Annotated in this window: 18 protein-coding genes; 11 read left to right on the forward strand and 7 right to left on the reverse strand. The window is 29.5% G+C overall.

Going from position 1 to position 17,610, the window contains the following annotated elements; all coding sequences use genetic code 11:
* Positions 1-45 precede the first annotated feature (45 nt).
* From der to pflB, 5 genes are read left to right on the forward strand one after another with little or no spacing between them, the layout of a single operon-like run.
* On the forward strand, positions 46-1,431 hold the full coding sequence (der, locus tag CQA76_RS03140; protein WP_137621998.1) for a ribosome biogenesis GTPase Der: 1,386 nt from the start codon (positions 46-48) through the stop codon (positions 1,429-1,431).
* Positions 1,418-1,912: a shikimate kinase gene (locus CQA76_RS03145; RefSeq protein ID WP_232364887.1), complete on the forward strand. Its 495-nt coding sequence runs from the start codon at positions 1,418-1,420 to the stop codon at positions 1,910-1,912. The genes der and CQA76_RS03145 overlap by 14 nt, the downstream gene beginning before the upstream one ends.
* Positions 1,909-2,868 carry a tryptophan--tRNA ligase gene (gene trpS, locus CQA76_RS03150; RefSeq protein WP_137622000.1) on the forward strand — a complete coding sequence of 320 codons (960 nt, stop codon included), beginning with the start codon at positions 1,909-1,911 and terminating at the stop codon, positions 2,866-2,868. The genes CQA76_RS03145 and trpS overlap by 4 nt, the downstream gene beginning before the upstream one ends.
* A 15-nt stretch (positions 2,869-2,883) precedes the next feature.
* The gene (serS, locus tag CQA76_RS03155; RefSeq protein WP_137622001.1) at positions 2,884-4,119 is read left to right on the forward strand and encodes a serine--tRNA ligase; all 1,236 of its coding nucleotides are present in this window, start codon (positions 2,884-2,886) and stop codon (positions 4,117-4,119) included.
* 9 nt (positions 4,120-4,128) lie between these two features.
* Complete coding sequence (pflB, locus tag CQA76_RS03160) at positions 4,129-6,603, forward strand: motility protein PflB (RefSeq protein ID WP_137622002.1); 2,475 nt, start codon at positions 4,129-4,131, stop codon at positions 6,601-6,603.
* Positions 6,604-6,632: 29 nt separating this feature from the next.
* Here the strand turns inward: pflB and CQA76_RS03165 are convergent, their stop codons facing one another.
* The 7 genes from CQA76_RS03165 to CQA76_RS03195 all read right to left on the reverse strand — a co-directional run bounded on the left by CQA76_RS03165 (position 6,633) and on the right by CQA76_RS03195 (position 12,776).
* Positions 6,633-7,271, reverse strand: coding sequence for a hypothetical protein (locus CQA76_RS03165; protein WP_137622003.1), 639 nt, complete (start codon positions 7,269-7,271; stop codon positions 6,633-6,635).
* Between the two features lie 98 nt (positions 7,272-7,369).
* Positions 7,370-8,812 (reverse strand): pyruvate kinase, encoded by a 1,443-nt coding sequence (gene pyk / locus CQA76_RS03170; RefSeq protein WP_137622004.1) that lies wholly within the window; start codon positions 8,810-8,812, stop codon positions 7,370-7,372.
* A gap of 29 nt (positions 8,813-8,841) precedes the next feature.
* The gene (locus CQA76_RS03175) at positions 8,842-10,188 is read right to left on the reverse strand and encodes an FAD-dependent oxidoreductase (RefSeq protein WP_137622005.1); all 1,347 of its coding nucleotides are present in this window, start codon (positions 10,186-10,188) and stop codon (positions 8,842-8,844) included.
* A 114-nt stretch (positions 10,189-10,302) separates the two neighbouring features.
* Complete coding sequence (locus CQA76_RS03180) at positions 10,303-10,932, reverse strand: type III pantothenate kinase (RefSeq protein ID WP_137622006.1); 630 nt, start codon at positions 10,930-10,932, stop codon at positions 10,303-10,305.
* Entirely contained in the window at positions 10,919-11,206 is a 288-nt protein-coding gene (locus CQA76_RS03185) for a tram-like protein (RefSeq protein WP_137622007.1), read from the reverse strand. Before CQA76_RS03185 ends, CQA76_RS03180 begins: the two co-directional genes overlap by 14 nt.
* On the reverse strand, positions 11,203-12,201 hold the full coding sequence (locus CQA76_RS03190) for a hypothetical protein (protein WP_137622008.1): 999 nt from the start codon (positions 12,199-12,201) through the stop codon (positions 11,203-11,205). The genes CQA76_RS03185 and CQA76_RS03190 overlap by 4 nt, the downstream gene beginning before the upstream one ends.
* Positions 12,198-12,776: a hypothetical protein gene (locus tag CQA76_RS03195; RefSeq protein ID WP_137622009.1), complete on the reverse strand. Its 579-nt coding sequence runs from the start codon at positions 12,774-12,776 to the stop codon at positions 12,198-12,200. The genes CQA76_RS03190 and CQA76_RS03195 overlap by 4 nt, the downstream gene beginning before the upstream one ends.
* A gap of 142 nt (positions 12,777-12,918) precedes the next feature.
* Between CQA76_RS03195 and gatC the strand changes: the two genes are divergently transcribed.
* The 6 genes from gatC to CQA76_RS03225 all read left to right on the forward strand — a co-directional run bounded on the left by gatC (position 12,919) and on the right by CQA76_RS03225 (position 17,599).
* Positions 12,919-13,206 carry an Asp-tRNA(Asn)/Glu-tRNA(Gln) amidotransferase subunit GatC gene (gene gatC, locus CQA76_RS03200; RefSeq protein ID WP_137622010.1) on the forward strand — a complete coding sequence of 96 codons (288 nt, stop codon included), beginning with the start codon at positions 12,919-12,921 and terminating at the stop codon, positions 13,204-13,206.
* 65 nt (positions 13,207-13,271) lie between these two features.
* On the forward strand, positions 13,272-13,832 hold the full coding sequence (locus CQA76_RS03205) for a CvpA family protein (RefSeq protein WP_137622011.1): 561 nt from the start codon (positions 13,272-13,274) through the stop codon (positions 13,830-13,832).
* Positions 13,833-13,835: 3 nt separating this feature from the next.
* Positions 13,836-14,306 (forward strand): Fur family transcriptional regulator, encoded by a 471-nt coding sequence (locus CQA76_RS03210; protein WP_137622012.1) that lies wholly within the window; start codon positions 13,836-13,838, stop codon positions 14,304-14,306.
* 1 nt (position 14,307) lies between these two features.
* A complete protein-coding gene (lysS, locus tag CQA76_RS03215; protein ID WP_137622013.1) occupies positions 14,308-15,816 on the forward strand; it encodes a lysine--tRNA ligase in 1,509 nt (502 codons plus the stop codon).
* On the forward strand, positions 15,813-17,057 hold the full coding sequence (locus CQA76_RS03220; protein WP_137622014.1) for a serine hydroxymethyltransferase: 1,245 nt from the start codon (positions 15,813-15,815) through the stop codon (positions 17,055-17,057). The genes lysS and CQA76_RS03220 overlap by 4 nt, the downstream gene beginning before the upstream one ends.
* Complete coding sequence (locus tag CQA76_RS03225; protein ID WP_137622015.1) at positions 17,054-17,599, forward strand: DUF1882 domain-containing protein; 546 nt, start codon at positions 17,054-17,056, stop codon at positions 17,597-17,599. Before CQA76_RS03220 ends, CQA76_RS03225 begins: the two co-directional genes overlap by 4 nt.
* Positions 17,600-17,610: the final 11 nt, after the last annotated feature.

Here is a 17,610-nt window from a genome sequence, read left to right on the forward strand (position 1 = left end):
ATATAATCTTTCTTAAAAATAAAAATTTATCATTTAGGCAAAGAAATGCAAAGCATTATACTTATAGGTAAACCTAATGTTGGAAAATCAAGTCTTTTTAATAGGATGGCAAAAAGAAGGATAGCCATTACAAGTGAGATTTCGGGTACGACTAGAGATACAAATAAAACAGAAATTCATATAGGATCTAAAAGTGCTTTTATTATCGATAGTGGTGGGCTTGATGAGAGTGATGAGCTTTTTAAAAATGTTAAAAAAAATACTTTAAAGGTTGCTAAAGAAAGTGATATTATTCTTTATTTGGTTGATGGAAAATTAGCCCCAGATGAAGAAGATAGACGTTTTTTTTACTCTTTGAAAAAATTAAATAAACCACTGGCCTTGGTTATCAATAAGGTGGATAATAAAAAAGATGAAGAAAGAGCGTGGGAATTTGCAAATTTTGGTGTAAAAGAAATTTTTAATATTTCTGTAACTCACAATGTGGGACTCGATGAGCTTTATAATTGGCTAGAGCAATTTTTGAATGAAGCTAGTTTAATTCCTGATGAAGAGCAAGATTTAGAGGATTTTTTAGAGCATTATGAAGCTAAGCAAGAAGTACAATTTAAAGAGGTAGATCAAAATCATATTAGAGTAGGGATAGTAGGTCGTGTTAATGTTGGAAAATCAAGTCTTTTAAATGCCTTAGTCAAGCAAGAACGTAGTGTTGTTAGTAGTATAGCTGGCACCACGATTGACCCTGTGAATGAAACAATAATCCATCAGAATAAAACGATAGAATTTGTTGATACTGCCGGTATTAGAAAACGTGGAAAAATTCAAGGATTAGAAAGATTTGCTTTAAATCGTACAGAAAAAATTTTGCAAAATTCTCAAATCGCACTTTTGGTTTTAGATGCGGATGAAGGTTTTAACGAACTTGATGAAAGAATAGCAGGGCTTATTGCAAAGTATTATTTAGGTGTTATCATAGTTTTAAATAAATGGGATAAGAGTGATCTTGATTTTGATAAAACAGTTAAGGAGCTAAAACTTGATCGTTTTAAATTTTTAGCTCATGCACCTATTGTGAGTGTTTCAGCTTTAAGCGGCAAAAGGGTGCATGTGATTCTTGATAAAATTTTACAAGTTTTTGAAAATTTCATACAAAAAATTCCAACTTCAAAACTTAATATTTTAATAGAAAATGCAACTAAAGCACATCCTTTGCCACATGATTATGGAAAATTGGTTAAAATTTATTATGCTGTACAATATGATATCGCACCTCCAAAGATTGCTTTAATCATGAATCGTCCAAAAGCCTTGCATTTTAGCTATAAGCGTTATTTGCAAAATAAGATAAGAAAAGAATTTGATTTTGAAGGAGTGCCTTTAATCATTGCTTCGCGTAAAAAAGGAAGTAAGGAAAATGATGAGAATGGATAATATTATTTTTATCGGCTTTATGGGGTCTGGAAAAAGCACTATAGCTAGAAATTTGGCTATAAGATCGGATCGAATTTTTTTAGATAGTGATTTGTTAATCGAAGCAAAATTTAATCAAAATATTACTGAGATTTTTAAAAATAAGGGCGAGGAGTTTTTTAGAGAGCAAGAACAAAAATTAGCTGATTTTTTTAGCAGTTGCAATAATGCTTGTATTGCAAGCGGTGGTGGTTTTATCCAAGTAAAAAATTTAGAAAAAATAGGTTTTTGTATTTATTTGAAGGCTAGTTTTGAGTATTTAAAAAAGCGTTTAAATGAAGATGAAATTGCTAAAAGACCTTTATTTTATGATGAAATTAAAGCAAAAAAATTATATAATGAAAGGATAAAGTCTTATGAGGATAAGGCTGATATTATTATAGATATCGAAAATAAAAGCATTGATATTCTTATGGATGAGTTAAAAAAGGCAATAAAATGAGAGTTTTGACAGGATTACAACCTAGCGGAGATTTGCATATAGGAAATTATTTTGGTGCGATAAAACAAATGGTAGATGCACAAAATACAAGTGAAATGTTTATATTTATTGCAAATTACCATGCTATGACCTCTTCGCAAAATGGGGAAAAATTAAAAGAAAATTCACTAAAAGCAGCTGCAGCTTTTTTAAGTCTTGGTATTGATCCTCAAAAGAGTGTGTTTTGGCTACAAAGCGATGTAAAAGAAGTTTTGGAGCTTTATTGGATTTTATCACAATTTACTCCTATGGGCTTATTAGAAAGAGCACATAGTTATAAGGATAAAATTGCTAAAGGTTTAAGTGCTTCTCACGGACTTTTTTCTTATCCTGTTTTGATGGCAGCAGATATTTTACTTTTTGATACCCAGCTTGTTCCTGTAGGAAAAGATCAAATTCAGCATGTTGAAATTGCACGTGATATTGCTTTAAAGGTAAATAATGAGTGGGGAGAAATTTTTACTTTACCTCAAGCTAAAGTTAATGAAGATGTAGCAGTTGTTTTAGGAACGGATGGTGCTAAAATGAGTAAATCTTATAAGAATACTATAGATATTTTTAGTGATGAAAAAACCTTAAAAAAACAAATTTCATCCATTATAACTGACAGTACCCCTTTAGAAGAACCTAAAGATCCTAAAGAATGCAATGTTTTTAAAATAGCAAAGTTGTTTTTAGATGAAGAAAGAGAAAGTGATTTAAAAAGTCGCTATTTAAAAGGAGGGGAAGGTTATGGGCATTTTAAAATGTATTTAAATGAACTTATCAATGAGTATTTTAAGGATGCGAGGCAAAAATATAAAGAATTTTTAGAAAAACCTTCGTATTTGAAAGAAATTTTAGATTTTGGTGCAAATAGAGCTAAAAATGTAGCTCAAGCAAAAATGCAAAAAATTTATGATAAAATAGGGTTATAAATAAAGGAGTAAGAGATGCTTGATTTAAAAAATTTACAAAACAATTTTGATGAGGTGGCTAAAAAGCTAAAAAGTAAAAAGGTAGATGAAAATTTACTCAAGCAACTTGCTGAAATTTTTATTGAGTTAAAAAAAGAAAAAACAGCTTTAGAGGAATTGCAAGCTTTTCAAAATAAATTCAGTAAAGAGCTTGCCAATACTCAAGATAAGGAAGACTTAAAATCAAAGCTAAGCGAAAATAAAAATAAAATTAATGAGCAAAATCAAAAAGTTGTTGTTTTAGAAAATAAGCTTGAAAGTATTGCGCATACAATTCCAAATATTCCTGATGATATTGTTCCTGTAGGTGAAGATGAAGATGAAAATGTTGAAGTAAAAAAAGTTCTTACTCCACCAAATTTTGATTTTGAACCCAAAGAGCATCACGATTTGGGTGAAAGTTTAGATTGGCTTGATTTTGTAAGAGGGGTTAAAATTTCTGAGAGTCGTTTCTGTGTACTTAAGAACGAGGGGGCTTTGTTAAGCAGAGCTTTGGTTAATTATATGATAGATTTTAACAGAAGTCGTGGCTTTAATTTTGTCAATGTGCCTTATTTGGTTAATGGTGCTACTATGTTTGGAACAGGACAATTGCCAAAATTTAAAGATGATATGTATAAAGTAGAGGACGAGGACTTATATCTTATTTCAACTTCTGAAATTCCAGTAACCAATCTTTATAGCGGAGAAATTTTAAGTAGTGAAAGCTTACCAATAAAAATGACTTGTTATAGTGCTTGTTTTAGAAAAGAAGCCGGTAGTGCAGGACGTGATACAAGAGGAATTATTCGTCAGCATCAATTTGAAAAGGTAGAACTTGTCAGTATAACTAAGCCTGAACAAAGCGATAGTGTGTTTAACGAAATGGTAGAATGTGCGAGTGATTTATTAAGCTCTTTAGGTTTGGCTCATAGGCATTTGATGCTTTGCACGGGAGATTTGGGTTTTAGTGCTGCAAAGACTATTGATCTTGAAGTTTGGATTCCTTCTCAAAATAAATATCGCGAAATTAGCTCCGTTTCTAATTGTCGTGATTTTCAAGCAAGACGTGCTAAAATTCGTTATAAAAATGATCAAGGTAAAAATGAATTAGTCCATACTTTAAATGGTTCTTCATTAGCTGTAGGTAGAACTTTAGTTGCTATTATGGAAAATTATCAAGATAAAGATGGAAAAATCACCATCCCTGATGTTTTAAGAAAATATTTTTAGAGACAATAAATGGCCGAAAAAGAAGATATAGTATTAGAAAAATCAGAAGACGATTTAAATAGGGAAAGGCTTGATGAGAGTTTAGGAGAGTTTAAGGGGCAAGAAGGACAAGCTCCCGAAGATGAAGAATTTGTATCACTATCAGAAGAGTCTTCTGGTGAAAATAATGATACTGGTTTTAGTTTTACTCGAGAGAGTGCTCCTGAAGAAGATGCTTCATCTCCTGAAGAAGTTCAAGATGAGAATCAACTTATCCCTTGGTATAAAGATAGAAAATTTATCTCTCTTGTAGCTGCATCTTCACTTTTAATTTGTATTTTAGTATTTACTCTTTTTTATTTAATTTTTAGTGAAGGAAATATTAAACCTGATATTGTTGCCTCTAAACCTATAGAACAACCAGAAATTGTTCCAGATGAATCTTATAAATATAATCATGATATGTCAAAAGTTGATGAAATGATACAAAAAGCTAATGCACTTTATCTTAAGGGAGAAATTAATCAGGCCTTAAAAGTTTATAAGCAAATTGCTGTTTATAACGAATCTTTATCAAATTATAACTTAGGTGTTTCTCAAATGAATGAAAATAAATTTAAAGAAGCACTAGAAAGTTTTAAAAAGGCAATAGCAAGTGGAGAGAATCAAAGTGTATCAGCTATAAATGCTGCAGTTTGTGCTTTAAAACTTGAGGATAAGGAAAAATTTAATTATTATATCGATTTAGCACAAGTTTACCTTTCAAAAGAAGGAAAATCCAAGTTATATAATTATTATTTAGCTCTAATAGATTATTATAAAGGATATTATCCAGAAGCTTTGCAAATGTTTCAGCGTGTTAATATTGAGCCTTATATAGATACAGCTAAATATCTGTCTGCTAAAATTTATGCAAAAATGGATTTTGATACAAAAGCAGTTCAGCAATTAAATACACAAGAAAATTTTGAATCAAGTCTTTCTTTAGGTCTTTTATATGCTAGAATGGGTGAATATGATAAGGCCAAATCTTTTTTAAATACGGCCATGAAAATTGAAAGAGATTTTAACCAGAGTTTAGCCGCCTTAACTTTAGTGGATATAAAAACAGGTGATTATCAAGATATGTTGATGCGTTTGCAAAATATTTATAAAAATAATGATGAAAATAAATATAAAGTTTTAGATAGGTATAAAATCAAAACACGTTTAAATCAAAATTTATTTAATATTGAAATAGCACAAAGTAATTTTTCTAAGGATATACTCAAAAAAACCAAAAATCAATTCGATTTACTTTTTTATTATGCACCTTATCAAGTGTTTGATTCTAAACAGGCATCACTTTATATAGAAAAATCTAATATTGTAGATTTTATTGACGATGGTGCAAATTCTGGGAATTATTTAGCTGTAAGCAAGGCTTTATCTTCTACTAATATTAAAATTGCTAACATTATCAATCACGCACTCAATCAGCAATTAAGACTTGCAAATGAAGAATTTCAGCAATTGTTAAAAAATTATCCAGAACATAGTATTTTACAATATAATTTAGCTTTAACTTACGCACAAATGCAAAATTATGAGCTTGCTTATAAATATTTTTCTAGCTCCTATCATTTAAATCCTAAAAATTATTTAGCAGGTGTATTTGCTATGTTTTGCGGAAAATTAGGTGGTTATGATACAACTAAACTTTATAATGAAATTCTTGAAAATATGAGTACTGATGATAAATCTAAAATAAATATATATAAAAGTATGTTATTTTTAGCTAATAATGATTATGTCTCTATGTTACCCTATTTGGATGAAAACAAAAAAGAAGATTCGCCTTTAAGTCTTATATTTGAAGCCATTATTGCAAAAAATAATAATCTTAATAATCAAGTGGATGTAAAAATTGCCAAATTGAGATCGCAATTACCACAAGATATTGTCGCAAATATTTTATATTTTAATTCTTTAAATTCAAATTTCAATATTAAAGAATATGCTCAAAATGCACAAATTCATTTTAAAAATTTAAAACTTGATTACCGCAATGTTTTTGGTGGACCGAATATTACTAGAGAATTTTATGTTAGTTTGATGCATATCTCGGGACTTTTAAATTTAGAAAGAAATAAATTTAAAGAATTAATGAATACTTCGAAATTTAAAAGCGAAGGAGTGATGCAAACTTTAGCGTATCTGGATATATTTGCACAGCAATATGAAGAATCTTACGCACTTTACAATGTCTTGATTGATGATTTAAAAATTAAAGATAGTAGAACTTTGTTTTTAGCCGCAGTAGCTGCTATAGGAGCAAATAATCCAAATTCGGCAATAGCACTCCTTCAACTTTCAAAACTTACCGATAAAAACAATAAAGAAAGTAAAGCCGCATTAGGTTTGCTTTATCAAGAAGTTCATAATTATGAGGCCGCAATATCACAATATAAAACCTTGCCTAATAATTTTAAAAGTGAATTTTTTACTTTTGATATTAAAAATTAAAGATGTTTGGAAAAACCAAACATCTTTAATTAAGCTTGAAGATCTAAAGTTTTCCCCCCAAGTTCATCGATGCGATCAGTAACTTTTTTAATTGCTGCTTCAATTGTATCTTGGCTGATTTGAGGAAGCTTCCCACCCCACATTTTTTCTGCTTGCTCAAAACCTTTTTTCATACCCTCAAGACCTTCTTTGAGTTTATCAACATCATTTCCAGCACCATTGATTACAAAATCAGCAATGCGATTTGCTGTATTCTCGATACCAAAAAATCCGTCTTCGCTTATAAGCTGATTTAGCTCGTCAGCGTTCATAGAAAGTGGATTTTTACCACTATAACCTAAAGATGCAAAATCAATATTTGAAAGAATGGACTTAGCGGTATTTAAATCACCTCCACCTAAAAGTTCATTAATTCCAGCTTGAGCACTACTTGTACCAAAAACAGTATTCATAGTTTGTTGCTGAAATTGAACTAGGTAAAGTTGAGTAATACCTTTTCCTCCAAGCGTGCTTAATTTTTCAAGAGTGTTTTTATCAATATCCTTACTTGAATTCGCACTTTGGACGTTTGTATCCTTCGTATTTTTTTTAGCATCTTCGTCTGCCTTTTTATTGCTAACTTGTGTTTGCGTCATGCTAGCGATATTTGAATAAGTATTCACTTGCATCTTAGCTCCTTATTGTGAGGTTATTTTTATATCGACTTTTTTCAATAAAATTTTATATTTTAGATAAATTTAATATTGATTATTCTATAAAAAAATTTTTATTTTAGATAATAAGATATTTGTTCTTTTTCTAATATTCTTATAAGATTACTTGTACCTTCAACTCCTGTTGGAAAACCTGCGGTGAGTAAATAACATTTATCTTCTTTCATAAAACCTTTTTCTACAGCTGACTTTACGGCATCTTTTAGCAATTCTGTTAAGCCACTACTTTTATTAACTAAAATAGCAGGATTAACTCCCCAAACTATACTTAAAGAATTAAGAGTTTTTTCAGAATGACCCACAGCTATAATTTCCATATTTGGTCGATATCTTGAGATTTTTAGTGCCGATTTACCACTGCTTGTAAGAGAAAAAATTGCACTAGCATTTAAATCATTAGCGAGATTGGCTGAAGAGCGCATAATTTTATCCGTGTTGTCTAGATTTTCAAAATCATTAAATTTATTATAGGGATAGCGCTTTTCGGTTTCTATAATGGTTTGACACATAATATCAACTGCATTAGCAGGATCTATACCTACAGCACTTTCTTCACTGAGCATCACTGCATCACTACCATCTAAAACAGCGTTGGCAACATCAGAAATTTCAGCTCTTGTTGCCGTTTTACTTTTTGCAAGAGAAAAAAGCATTTGAGTGGCTGTAATAACAGGTTTAGAAGCATTATTGGCTTTATAGATAATTTCTTTTTGGATATTAGGTACTCTATAATAAGGAACTTCTATGCCCAAATCTCCACGCGCAACCATAATACCATCACTCGAAGCTATAATTTCATCTATATTTTCAACTGCATCAAATTTCTCTATTTTCGCAAAAATTGCTATTGTAGCATTATTTTTTATAAGAATTTCACGGACTTCGTCAATATCATGGGCATTTTGTACAAAAGAAATAGCAAGAAAATCAACCCCATTTTGTATCCCCCAAAGCAAATCATCTTTGTCTTTTTGAGTGATAATATCTATATTGATTTTAGTGTTTGGAAAATTAATACCTTTATTTGAATTCAAAAAACCATCATTTTCAATTATCGTTTCAATTTTTTCAGAATCAATTGCAGTTACTCGAGTCCGAATAGATCCATCATATAAATATATATATTCATTAAGTTTAAGCATATTTAAAATTTCACTTTGATTGATACTTATTTTGTAATGGTTTGTTGCAATCTGCTCCCCTATAATTTTTTCGCGATAAAAATCAAGTTTATCGCCTTTTTTAAGTTCAAAAGGCGTTTTTAATTCTCCTGTGCGAATTTTAGGTCCACTGATATCTTGTAAAATTCCTACACGAACATTGAGTTCTTTTGCTACTTTGCGTATAGTTTCAAGATTGTTTTTATGATATTCATGAGTTCCATGAGAAAAATTTAGGCGAAAAACATTTACGCCATTAATGATCATTTGACGCAAAACTTCTTCTTTTTCGCTCGCTGGTCCAACCGTAGCTACAATCTTTGTTTTTTTTAGCATAAATAAATCCTTTTTGTTTAAGTTATAAATTATAATAATTCAGAAGTAAATTTATCTTCGTCAAATTTAGCCCCTAAATATTCACATATTAATTTTACATCTCTTTCGGCATTACCCAAGCAACTTGTTGCACCTGGACTTGGTGTCATATTAAAAATAATTCCAGGAATTTCAACAATACTCGCTTCTCCTAACATTAATTCTCCTTTTGTTTTATCAATAACTTGAGGACGCACTCCACCAAAACCTTTAGCATAATAAATATCACTTGTTTTAAGACTCGGAACTATTTTTTTGGCATCTTTGACAAATAATCTTTTATTGATAAAAGGTAGCTCAAAAAGGTAATTATAGAGTATATAATTTCTGATTGTTGAATCTTTAAACATATTTAAAGTAACTTTTAAAACTATACTATCAAATCTTAAAGCTTCAAAAAATTCAGGAACAGATTTCAAACCATGGTAACGTTCTAATTTTGGAATAACCAATGCTGTTGGTCCAAAACGAGTATTCATATTTGCCAGTAAATCAGGATCTCCGTGTAATGCAGCAAATGGTAATTTTGGATTTTGAACCATATAAACTTTACCATTAAGTAGTTTTTGCTTAGTAAGATAAAAACTGCCTGCAACAGGCCAGCATGATTTATCCATCCCTAGATTCATTTTATGAGCTAAATACAAAGAATGTGCACCGGCATTTACAACTATAGCTTTTGCATAATATTCTTGATAGTTATTTGTTCTTACGATAAAAATATCTTCTTTTTTTTCGATATAAGTAACCTCTTGATTAAAGGCTATAAAAGTATTTTTATTTTGTAGTTGGGCTTGCTCAACTAAGCTTGTACTCATTTTCTCAAAATCAACAGTAGTAAAAACTTCTCCAGATTCAACACCCATAGCACAGATATTTTCTGGCCTATCATTGATACCGTCTTCTCCAATAACCACTTTAGGTTCAATGTGTTTGATTTTATCTTTATCGAAAAATTTTATATAAGGATAAAGTTCTTTAAATTCCTCATAGCGATTTTTCATATAGTCACATTCTGTATCGCCAACCGCTAGAGCCATTTTTTGATGTGAAAACATAAAACGATTTTGTGCATTTTGCAAAATTCCATATTTTATAATCATATCTGCAGTTCTTTTTACTTTTTTAGCTTTTTCTAGCGTATAATTAGTTTCTATATCGCCACAGTGTATAGTTTGAGAATTACTTGTTCCTCTAGAGTTTAAAGTCGCGGGAGAGCTATATTTTTCTATTAAGGCAATGTTTTTGATATCTGTGTATCTTGCAAATTCGTAAAATAAAGCAGATCCAGAAATCCCAGCCCCAATGATAAGCACATCGAATTGTTTTTGAGCCATCATTTTTCCTTTTACTTGAAATAAAACTTACTAAATAAAAGTTTAGTCGAATTTATTTTATAAAAAGTTAAAATTTGTTAAATAATATATTTAGTGAGAATTTTTGTAACACTTTTAGAGTAATAAATTAGGATTTTCTTGTATAATTTTTTTCATTCCTCTAAAAATAAGAAGTTTATCATAAATCGCATTTTCAAAATAGTTTGCCAAAAATTGTCCATCTCCACCTGTAAAATAGAGTTTTTTATTTTGCGTAGCATCTTTTATAAGCAGATAAATGCTTTTAAAAACTCCATAACTTAAAGCATCTCTTGTTTTTTGAGGAAAGGCATCAAAACTGATTTGAGTATTAAACTCATGCTTTAATCTAGGAGAAATGTGAGTATAAATTTTTCTAAAGTTAGCAATTCCAGGTAAAATAAACCCTCCTAGATGTATAGAATTTGAAACTATATCCACGGTGATAGCACTTCCAGCATCTACAATCACTCCATCTTCTATAGTATAACAAGCAGCAATACGATCTATACCTAAGCCTTGATAAATAGTATCAAACATAAAAAAAGGTTCAAGGTTTATAAAATTTTTTTGAGATTTAAGATGATCTTTTAAGCTTTCGTTGACATTAATATAAAAGATTTTTTGTTCGCTTTTAAATTCTAAAAACTGCTGTATATTTAATGTGAAATATTTATTATTATCTAAAAAATTGGCATTAGAATTACCAATATCACAAAGCAACATAAATATCAAATCCTTTTTCTTTTAAATATAATTTTGCTTTGGAACAAAGTGCATTTTTGGTAAAAAAGAATTTGTGTTTTAATTTAAAATTATTTGCTAAGTTATCTAAAAATAAAGCATCTTTTGTAACAAATCTAGCTTTTCCTGTATAAACAAAGAGTAAATTCTTATTATCTGTAGCACAAAGATAAGATCTTTTGTTTGTAAAAGATTTCAAATCAAAAGATTTTAAATTTAAGTTAAATATATTCATTGCTTCATCTAATACATTCATAGTAGATCTAAAATTTTATTTCCAAAATAAAATCGACCATTTCCTATAAAAGATAATTCCTCAACAGCATCTGAAAGTTTAAATACTTTTACATCTTCTAAATTTAAATCACATTTTATCAAATAACCTGTTTTTTCAAAAGCATATAAATAATCATTGTATATTGTTGCTTTTGTAAAGATGGCAAAATCAAATTTTCTTTCTTCTAATTTTCTTAGGTTATAATCAGTCTTTATAATATTTCCATCTTTTTCGAAAATAAAAATAGCATTGTTATTAAGCGCAATATCTTTAATATCTGCATTTAAATAAATGGTTCGTGTTGGACTTATAACCATAACTCTCTTGGCAGTCGCAGCTATTATTTTATCATTTTTTATACTGAGATTAATAATATTATTAAAAAAATTTTCCGCAGAAACAACTATATCTTTTACAACCTTTAAGGTATTTTTAGATAAAACTATGATTTTGCCATCTAGGGTAGGATAGATTATGATATTATCCAAAAATACAGGATTTGCAACTCGACTATCTTGTACAGGTGCAGGAGTTAAAGTCTGAGTGAATTTTATCCCTAGAGAACGATTTGCAAAAACAATACTATTATCTGCTAATACAAGAGCCAAATCATCACCATTTAAAGCTATTCCAACTACAGCAGCATCAAATTTATAGGAATAAGTTTCATTATGATTATGATCATAAATTTTTAAATTTCCATTATTATCAGCTTCGATAAACTCTCCATCTTGATAAGCTAAAAGAATATAGTTTTTATCAAGCTTAAAATCATTAATTACAATATCATTTTTTAAAATAATTCCATTATTATCTAATTTAGCAGAAAATAAATTCCAATCAACGATATTTGCCTTTAAAGAATCATTATAAGATAATTCTCCATCAATATGCACAGGTTCAAAATATTGTCTTTTGGTTCCACAAGCATAAAGAAAGAATAAGCAAAATAAAATTATAAAAAAATGTTTCATTGTGAAATACCTTGATAATGTTTAAGATTTTTAGCAATTTGATTTAAACTAGAGTTTTCATTAATTTGTGAAAGTAATATATCTGCTTGTTTTATTTTATTTTCTTTTAAGAGTTGATAAGCTTTAAAAACTTTATCATAGTCTTTTAAGAAAATGGAATTTTCTTCCAAAGAGGCAGAAATAATATTTTGCAAAAGAGGATTTACATTAGAATTATCCTTAAGAGCTTGGATCTGACTTTTTAATTTTGTATTATTTGAATCATTGACAAATTTTTCCATAAGGAAAATTGCATAAAGATTTTCATTTTTTTGCTCGAGTTTATTTAAAAGATCTTGATCGTTAGGATTATTTAATAAACTTGTATAAATTCTATTACTCTCTTTTTCATTATATTCGTTTATTTTAGAGTTAATAAAACTAATTGCAAACCAAAGTATTAAGATTATAATCAGTAAAAATATATAGATTTTATATTTTTGTATAAATCTTTCACTTCTTATAAAATTTTCTATAAACTTTTCTTCAGTATTAAATTCCGTTTTTATAGCTTTTAGGTTATCTTTCAATCTCAAAATTCATCCTTTGAAAATTTTCTATGACATAATATTGTAACATAAAATTATAAATTCTAAAGAATACTCTAAATAATTTAAAGTTTTTTATGATATAATTTTTCGAAAATCAAAATACAACATAAAAGGTTACGATTTACAAATGCAAATAGATGAGAAATTGCTTAGTAAGCTTGAAAAATTAAGTGCTTTAAAGATTGCAGAAGAGAAAAGAATCGAAGTGATTCAAGAGTTAAGCGAAATTGTAAATTTTGTTGATAAGCTTAATGAGTTAGATTTAAGTTTTTCCGAAATTACGATTAATACCATTAAAGGCGGAACGCCTTTTAGGGTGGATGAAGCTAGAGTTAGCAATGTGATCAATCAAGTTTTAGAGCATTCTCCAAAATACAGTGAGCATTTTTTTATTGTTCCTAAAATTATAGAATGATTAACTGATTATTTAATACCTGTTTGTAAAATAAGTCAGTTTTAATTGTAGAGAAAGTGGTTAAGATGAATTTTTATTGGTTTGATGCTTTTATTTTAGGTTTTACCTTGCTCTTGGGACTTAAAGGCATTATCAATGGTTTAATTAAAGAAATTTTTGGACTTTTGGGTATTATTGGAGGTGTTTTTGTAGCATCAAAGTATGCATCGGAAGCTTCTGAGTTTATCCGAAACACTTTTTATAAAATAGATAACCAAAGTTTGGCAAATTTTGCAGGTTTTTTAGCTGTTTTGGTTATTTTTTGGATTTTTTGTCTTTTATTTGGAAATTTTCTTTCTAAATTATTAAAATTTAGCGGTTTAGGATTTTTAGATCGCATAGGAGGGTTTATTTTTGGTGGTATGAAGGTGTTTTTGATATTTGCTATCTTGATTTTTTGTATAGCAAAAATCGATTTTTTAAATAATAAACTCAATAATTTTGCTAAAGATAGTTATACTTTAGAATTGCTTAAAAATGCTGGTTCATTTATTATGAATCAGTCTATAACAGAGAATGGTTTGCAAGAGGCGGGTAAAAATTTAAAAAGCATAGTAAATGATTTAAATGGCACTCAAGAGGAATAATATATGTTAATTGAAAATGTAGAGTACGATGTATTACTAGAAAGATTTAAAAAAATTTTAAGACAGGGCGGTCTTAAATATACCAAACAAAGAGAAATATTATTAAAAACATTATATCACAGTGATACTCATCATACTCCAGAAAGTTTATATATGGAAATAAAACAAGTTGAGCCAAATTCAAATGTAGGAATTGCTACTGTTTATAGAACTTTAAATTTGCTAGAAGAAGCGGAAATGGTTACTTCCATCTCTTTTGGTTCAGCAGGAAAAAAATATGAGTTAGCCAATAAACCACATCATGATCATATGATTTGTAAAAATTGTGGTAAAATTATAGAGTTTGAAAATTCTATAATCGAGCGACAACAAGCTTTAATTGCTAAAGAATACAATTTTAAATTAACTGGGCATTTAATGCAACTTTATGGAATTTGTGGCGATTGTAATCAAAAAATTAAGGTAAAAATTTAGAATGTTTGATAATATTTTAGAGCAACAAAGAATAGAAAAATCTAATGAATTTAAAAAAGCCGGAATCAATCCTTACCCGCATTTCTTAAGAAAAGAAATGTCTTTATTGGATTTTAAAACTAAATTTTCTTATGTATTACAAAGTGAAACAAAACGAGATGAAGAGCGTTTCGGAATTGTTGCTGGACGTTTAAAATTTTTAAGGATAGCTGGAAAATCTATTTTTGCAAATATAGAAGATGAAAATGAGAATTTGCAAATTTATTTCAGCAAGGATAGTATAGGAGAAGAACAATTTAATCTGCTTAAGAAAAATCTTGAGGTAGGAGATATTATTTTAGTAAAAGGTTTTCCGTTTGTGACAAAAACGGGTGAATTTAGTCTTCATGCAAGCGAGATAAAACTTGCTACTAAGTCTATTATTCCATTGCCTGAAAAATATCATGGACTTACAGACATAGAACAACGATATCGCAAACGTTATGTTGATTTGATTATGAATTCGGAAGTAAGAAAAGATTTTTTAACTCGTTCTAAGGTTGTGAGTATTATTCGTCATTTTTTTGAAGATAAAGGATTTTTAGAAGTTGAAACACCCATGATGCATCCAATTGCTGGCGGAGCAAATGCTAAACCTTTTATAACATTTCATAATTCTTTAAAGGTTGAAAGATTTTTAAGAATTGCACCAGAGCTTTATTTAAAAAGACTTATAGTTGGAGGTTTTGAAGCAGTTTTTGAAATCAATCGTTGCTTTAGGAATGAAGGTATGGATTTAACACACAATCCAGAATTTACTACCATCGAGTTTTATTGGGCTTATCATGATTATAAAGATTTAATGGATCTTACAGAAGAGCTTTTTTCTTTACTTTTGAATCAATTAAATTTGGAAAAAGTTATAGAATTTGATGGCCATAAAATTGATTTTTCAAAACCTTTTGAAAGAATTTCTTATAAAGAAGCTCTTAAAAAATATGGTGGATTAAACGATGAAGTCATAGAAGATAAAGATAAAATTTTAACTCAATTAAAATCTGATGGTTTTGAGGCTAACGAAAGATTAGATTTGGGACATTTACAAGCAGAATTATTTGATAATTACGTAGAGGGCAAATTGATTAATCCAACCTTTATTACAGATTTCCCAATTTCAATTAGTCCACTTTCACGTCGTAGCGACGAAGATCCTAATATAGCTGAGAGATTTGAATTATTTGTTTGTGGAAGAGAATTAGCAAATGGTTTCAATGAGCTTAATGATCCTTTGGATCAATATGAAAGATTTTTAAAGCAAATAGAAGCAAAAAATGCAGGTAATGAAGAAGCTTGCGAGATGGATGAAGATTTTGTTAATGCTTTAGGTTATGGTATGCCTCCTACTGCGGGACAGGGAATAGGAATTGATAGGCTTGTTATGTTATTAACCAATAAAAAATCTATTCGAGATGTTATTTTATTTCCGGCTATGAGACCATTAAAATCAGAATTAAAGGAGGGTAAAGAATGAGTTTAGAAAGTTTTGATCAAGAAATTTTTAATTTAGCAAATCAAGAATTAAAGCGTCAATGCGAGGGTCTTGAAATGATAGCAAGTGAAAATTTCACTTTACCTGAAGTTATGGAAATTATGGGAAGTGTATTGACAAATAAATACGCTGAAGGATATCCAAGTAAAAGATATTACGGTGGCTGCGAAGTTGTTGATGAGATAGAAAATTTGGCTATTGAGAGATGTAAAAAACTTTTTAAATGTAATTTTGCTAATGTTCAGCCTAATTCAGGATCTCAAGCTAATCAAGGTGTTTATGCAGCTCTTTTAAATCCAGGTGATAAAATTTTAGGCATGGATTTAAGTCATGGTGGACATTTAACTCATGGTGCCAAAGTAAGTTCTTCTGGAAAAATATATGAGAGTTTTTTTTATGGCGTAGAGCTTGATGGAAGAATTAATTATGAAAAAGTGAGAGAAATAGCTCGCATAGTTAAGCCAAAATTAATAGTATGTGGTGCGAGTGCTTATGCTAGATTTATTGATTTTGCAAAATTCAGAGAAATTGCAGATGAAGTTGGTGCTTATCTTTTTGCAGATGTGGCACATATTGCAGGACTTGTTGTTGCAGGAGAACATCCTGATCCTTTTCCGCATGCTCATGTTGTAAGTTCAACCACTCATAAAACCTTAAGAGGGCCAAGAGGTGGCATTATTATGAGTAATGATGAGGAGATTTCTAAAAAAATTAATTCAGCAATTTTTCCAGGAATTCAAGGCGGTCCGTTGATGCATGTAATTGCTGCTAAGGCCGTGGGTTTTAAATTTAATCTTAGTGAAGAGTGGAAAATTTATGCAAAGCAAGTTAGGAATAATGCTCAGGTTTTAGCTAAAGCATTGATGGATAGAAAATATAAGCTTGTAAGTGATGGTACAGACAATCATCTTGTATTGATGAGCTTTTTAGATCGAGAATTTAGTGGAAAAGATGCGGATATGGCTTTAGGGAATTCGGGTATAACAGCAAATAAAAATACTGTCCCAGGCGAGACTAGAAGCCCATTTATAACTAGTGGATTAAGGCTTGGAACTCCAGCTCTTACTGCTAGAGGTTTTAAAGAGAAAGAGATTGAAATCGTTGCAAATTATATAGCAGATATTTTAGACGATATTAACAATGCTAATTTGCAAAAAGAAATTAAGAAGAAACTTGAAGTTCTTGCAAGTAATTTTATTATTTATGAAAAGGCTATGTTTTGATTTCACCTATGGATTTATCATTAATTAAAATAATTGGTAGTCATTATTATGTAATGCAAAATAGAATCGTAAATAAAGTAACGCATAGGGGACGTTTATTTTTTGATAAGTTTGAAAGAGTTGACGCACCTTTAAATTTGAGCGTTATTAGAGAACACGCGGCAAAAAAGATTGTTGTAGCACATGATTTAATAACAAAAGATAATAAGGTTGAGAATATTGTCTTTGATTATAATGGTTTTAATGCCGAGAGATTTTATCATCGTGCTCAACTCATTTTACGTGAAGAGGGTTTTATTAATTTTACGGCTTATAAAACAAAAACCCCAGGACATTTACACTTGTACATTCATAAAGGACATACAGCTTTAAATGAGGGCTACTCTTTGGCGTCTAAGCTTTCTATGATGTTTGCAAGTAAAATGCCTGTAGAATGGAAGGTTTTTCCGAGTATGGATGTTCCAAGGGAATTTAATATTTTAGTTTTACCTTATGAGGTTTATCAAAAAGAACGAGGTAGTTCTTGGTCTAAGCATATGTAAAAGAAAGGAAA

The sequence above is a fragment of the Campylobacter aviculae genome, assembly GCF_005406215.1.
GTDB lineage: Bacteria > Campylobacterota > Campylobacteria > Campylobacterales > Campylobacteraceae > Campylobacter_D > Campylobacter_D aviculae.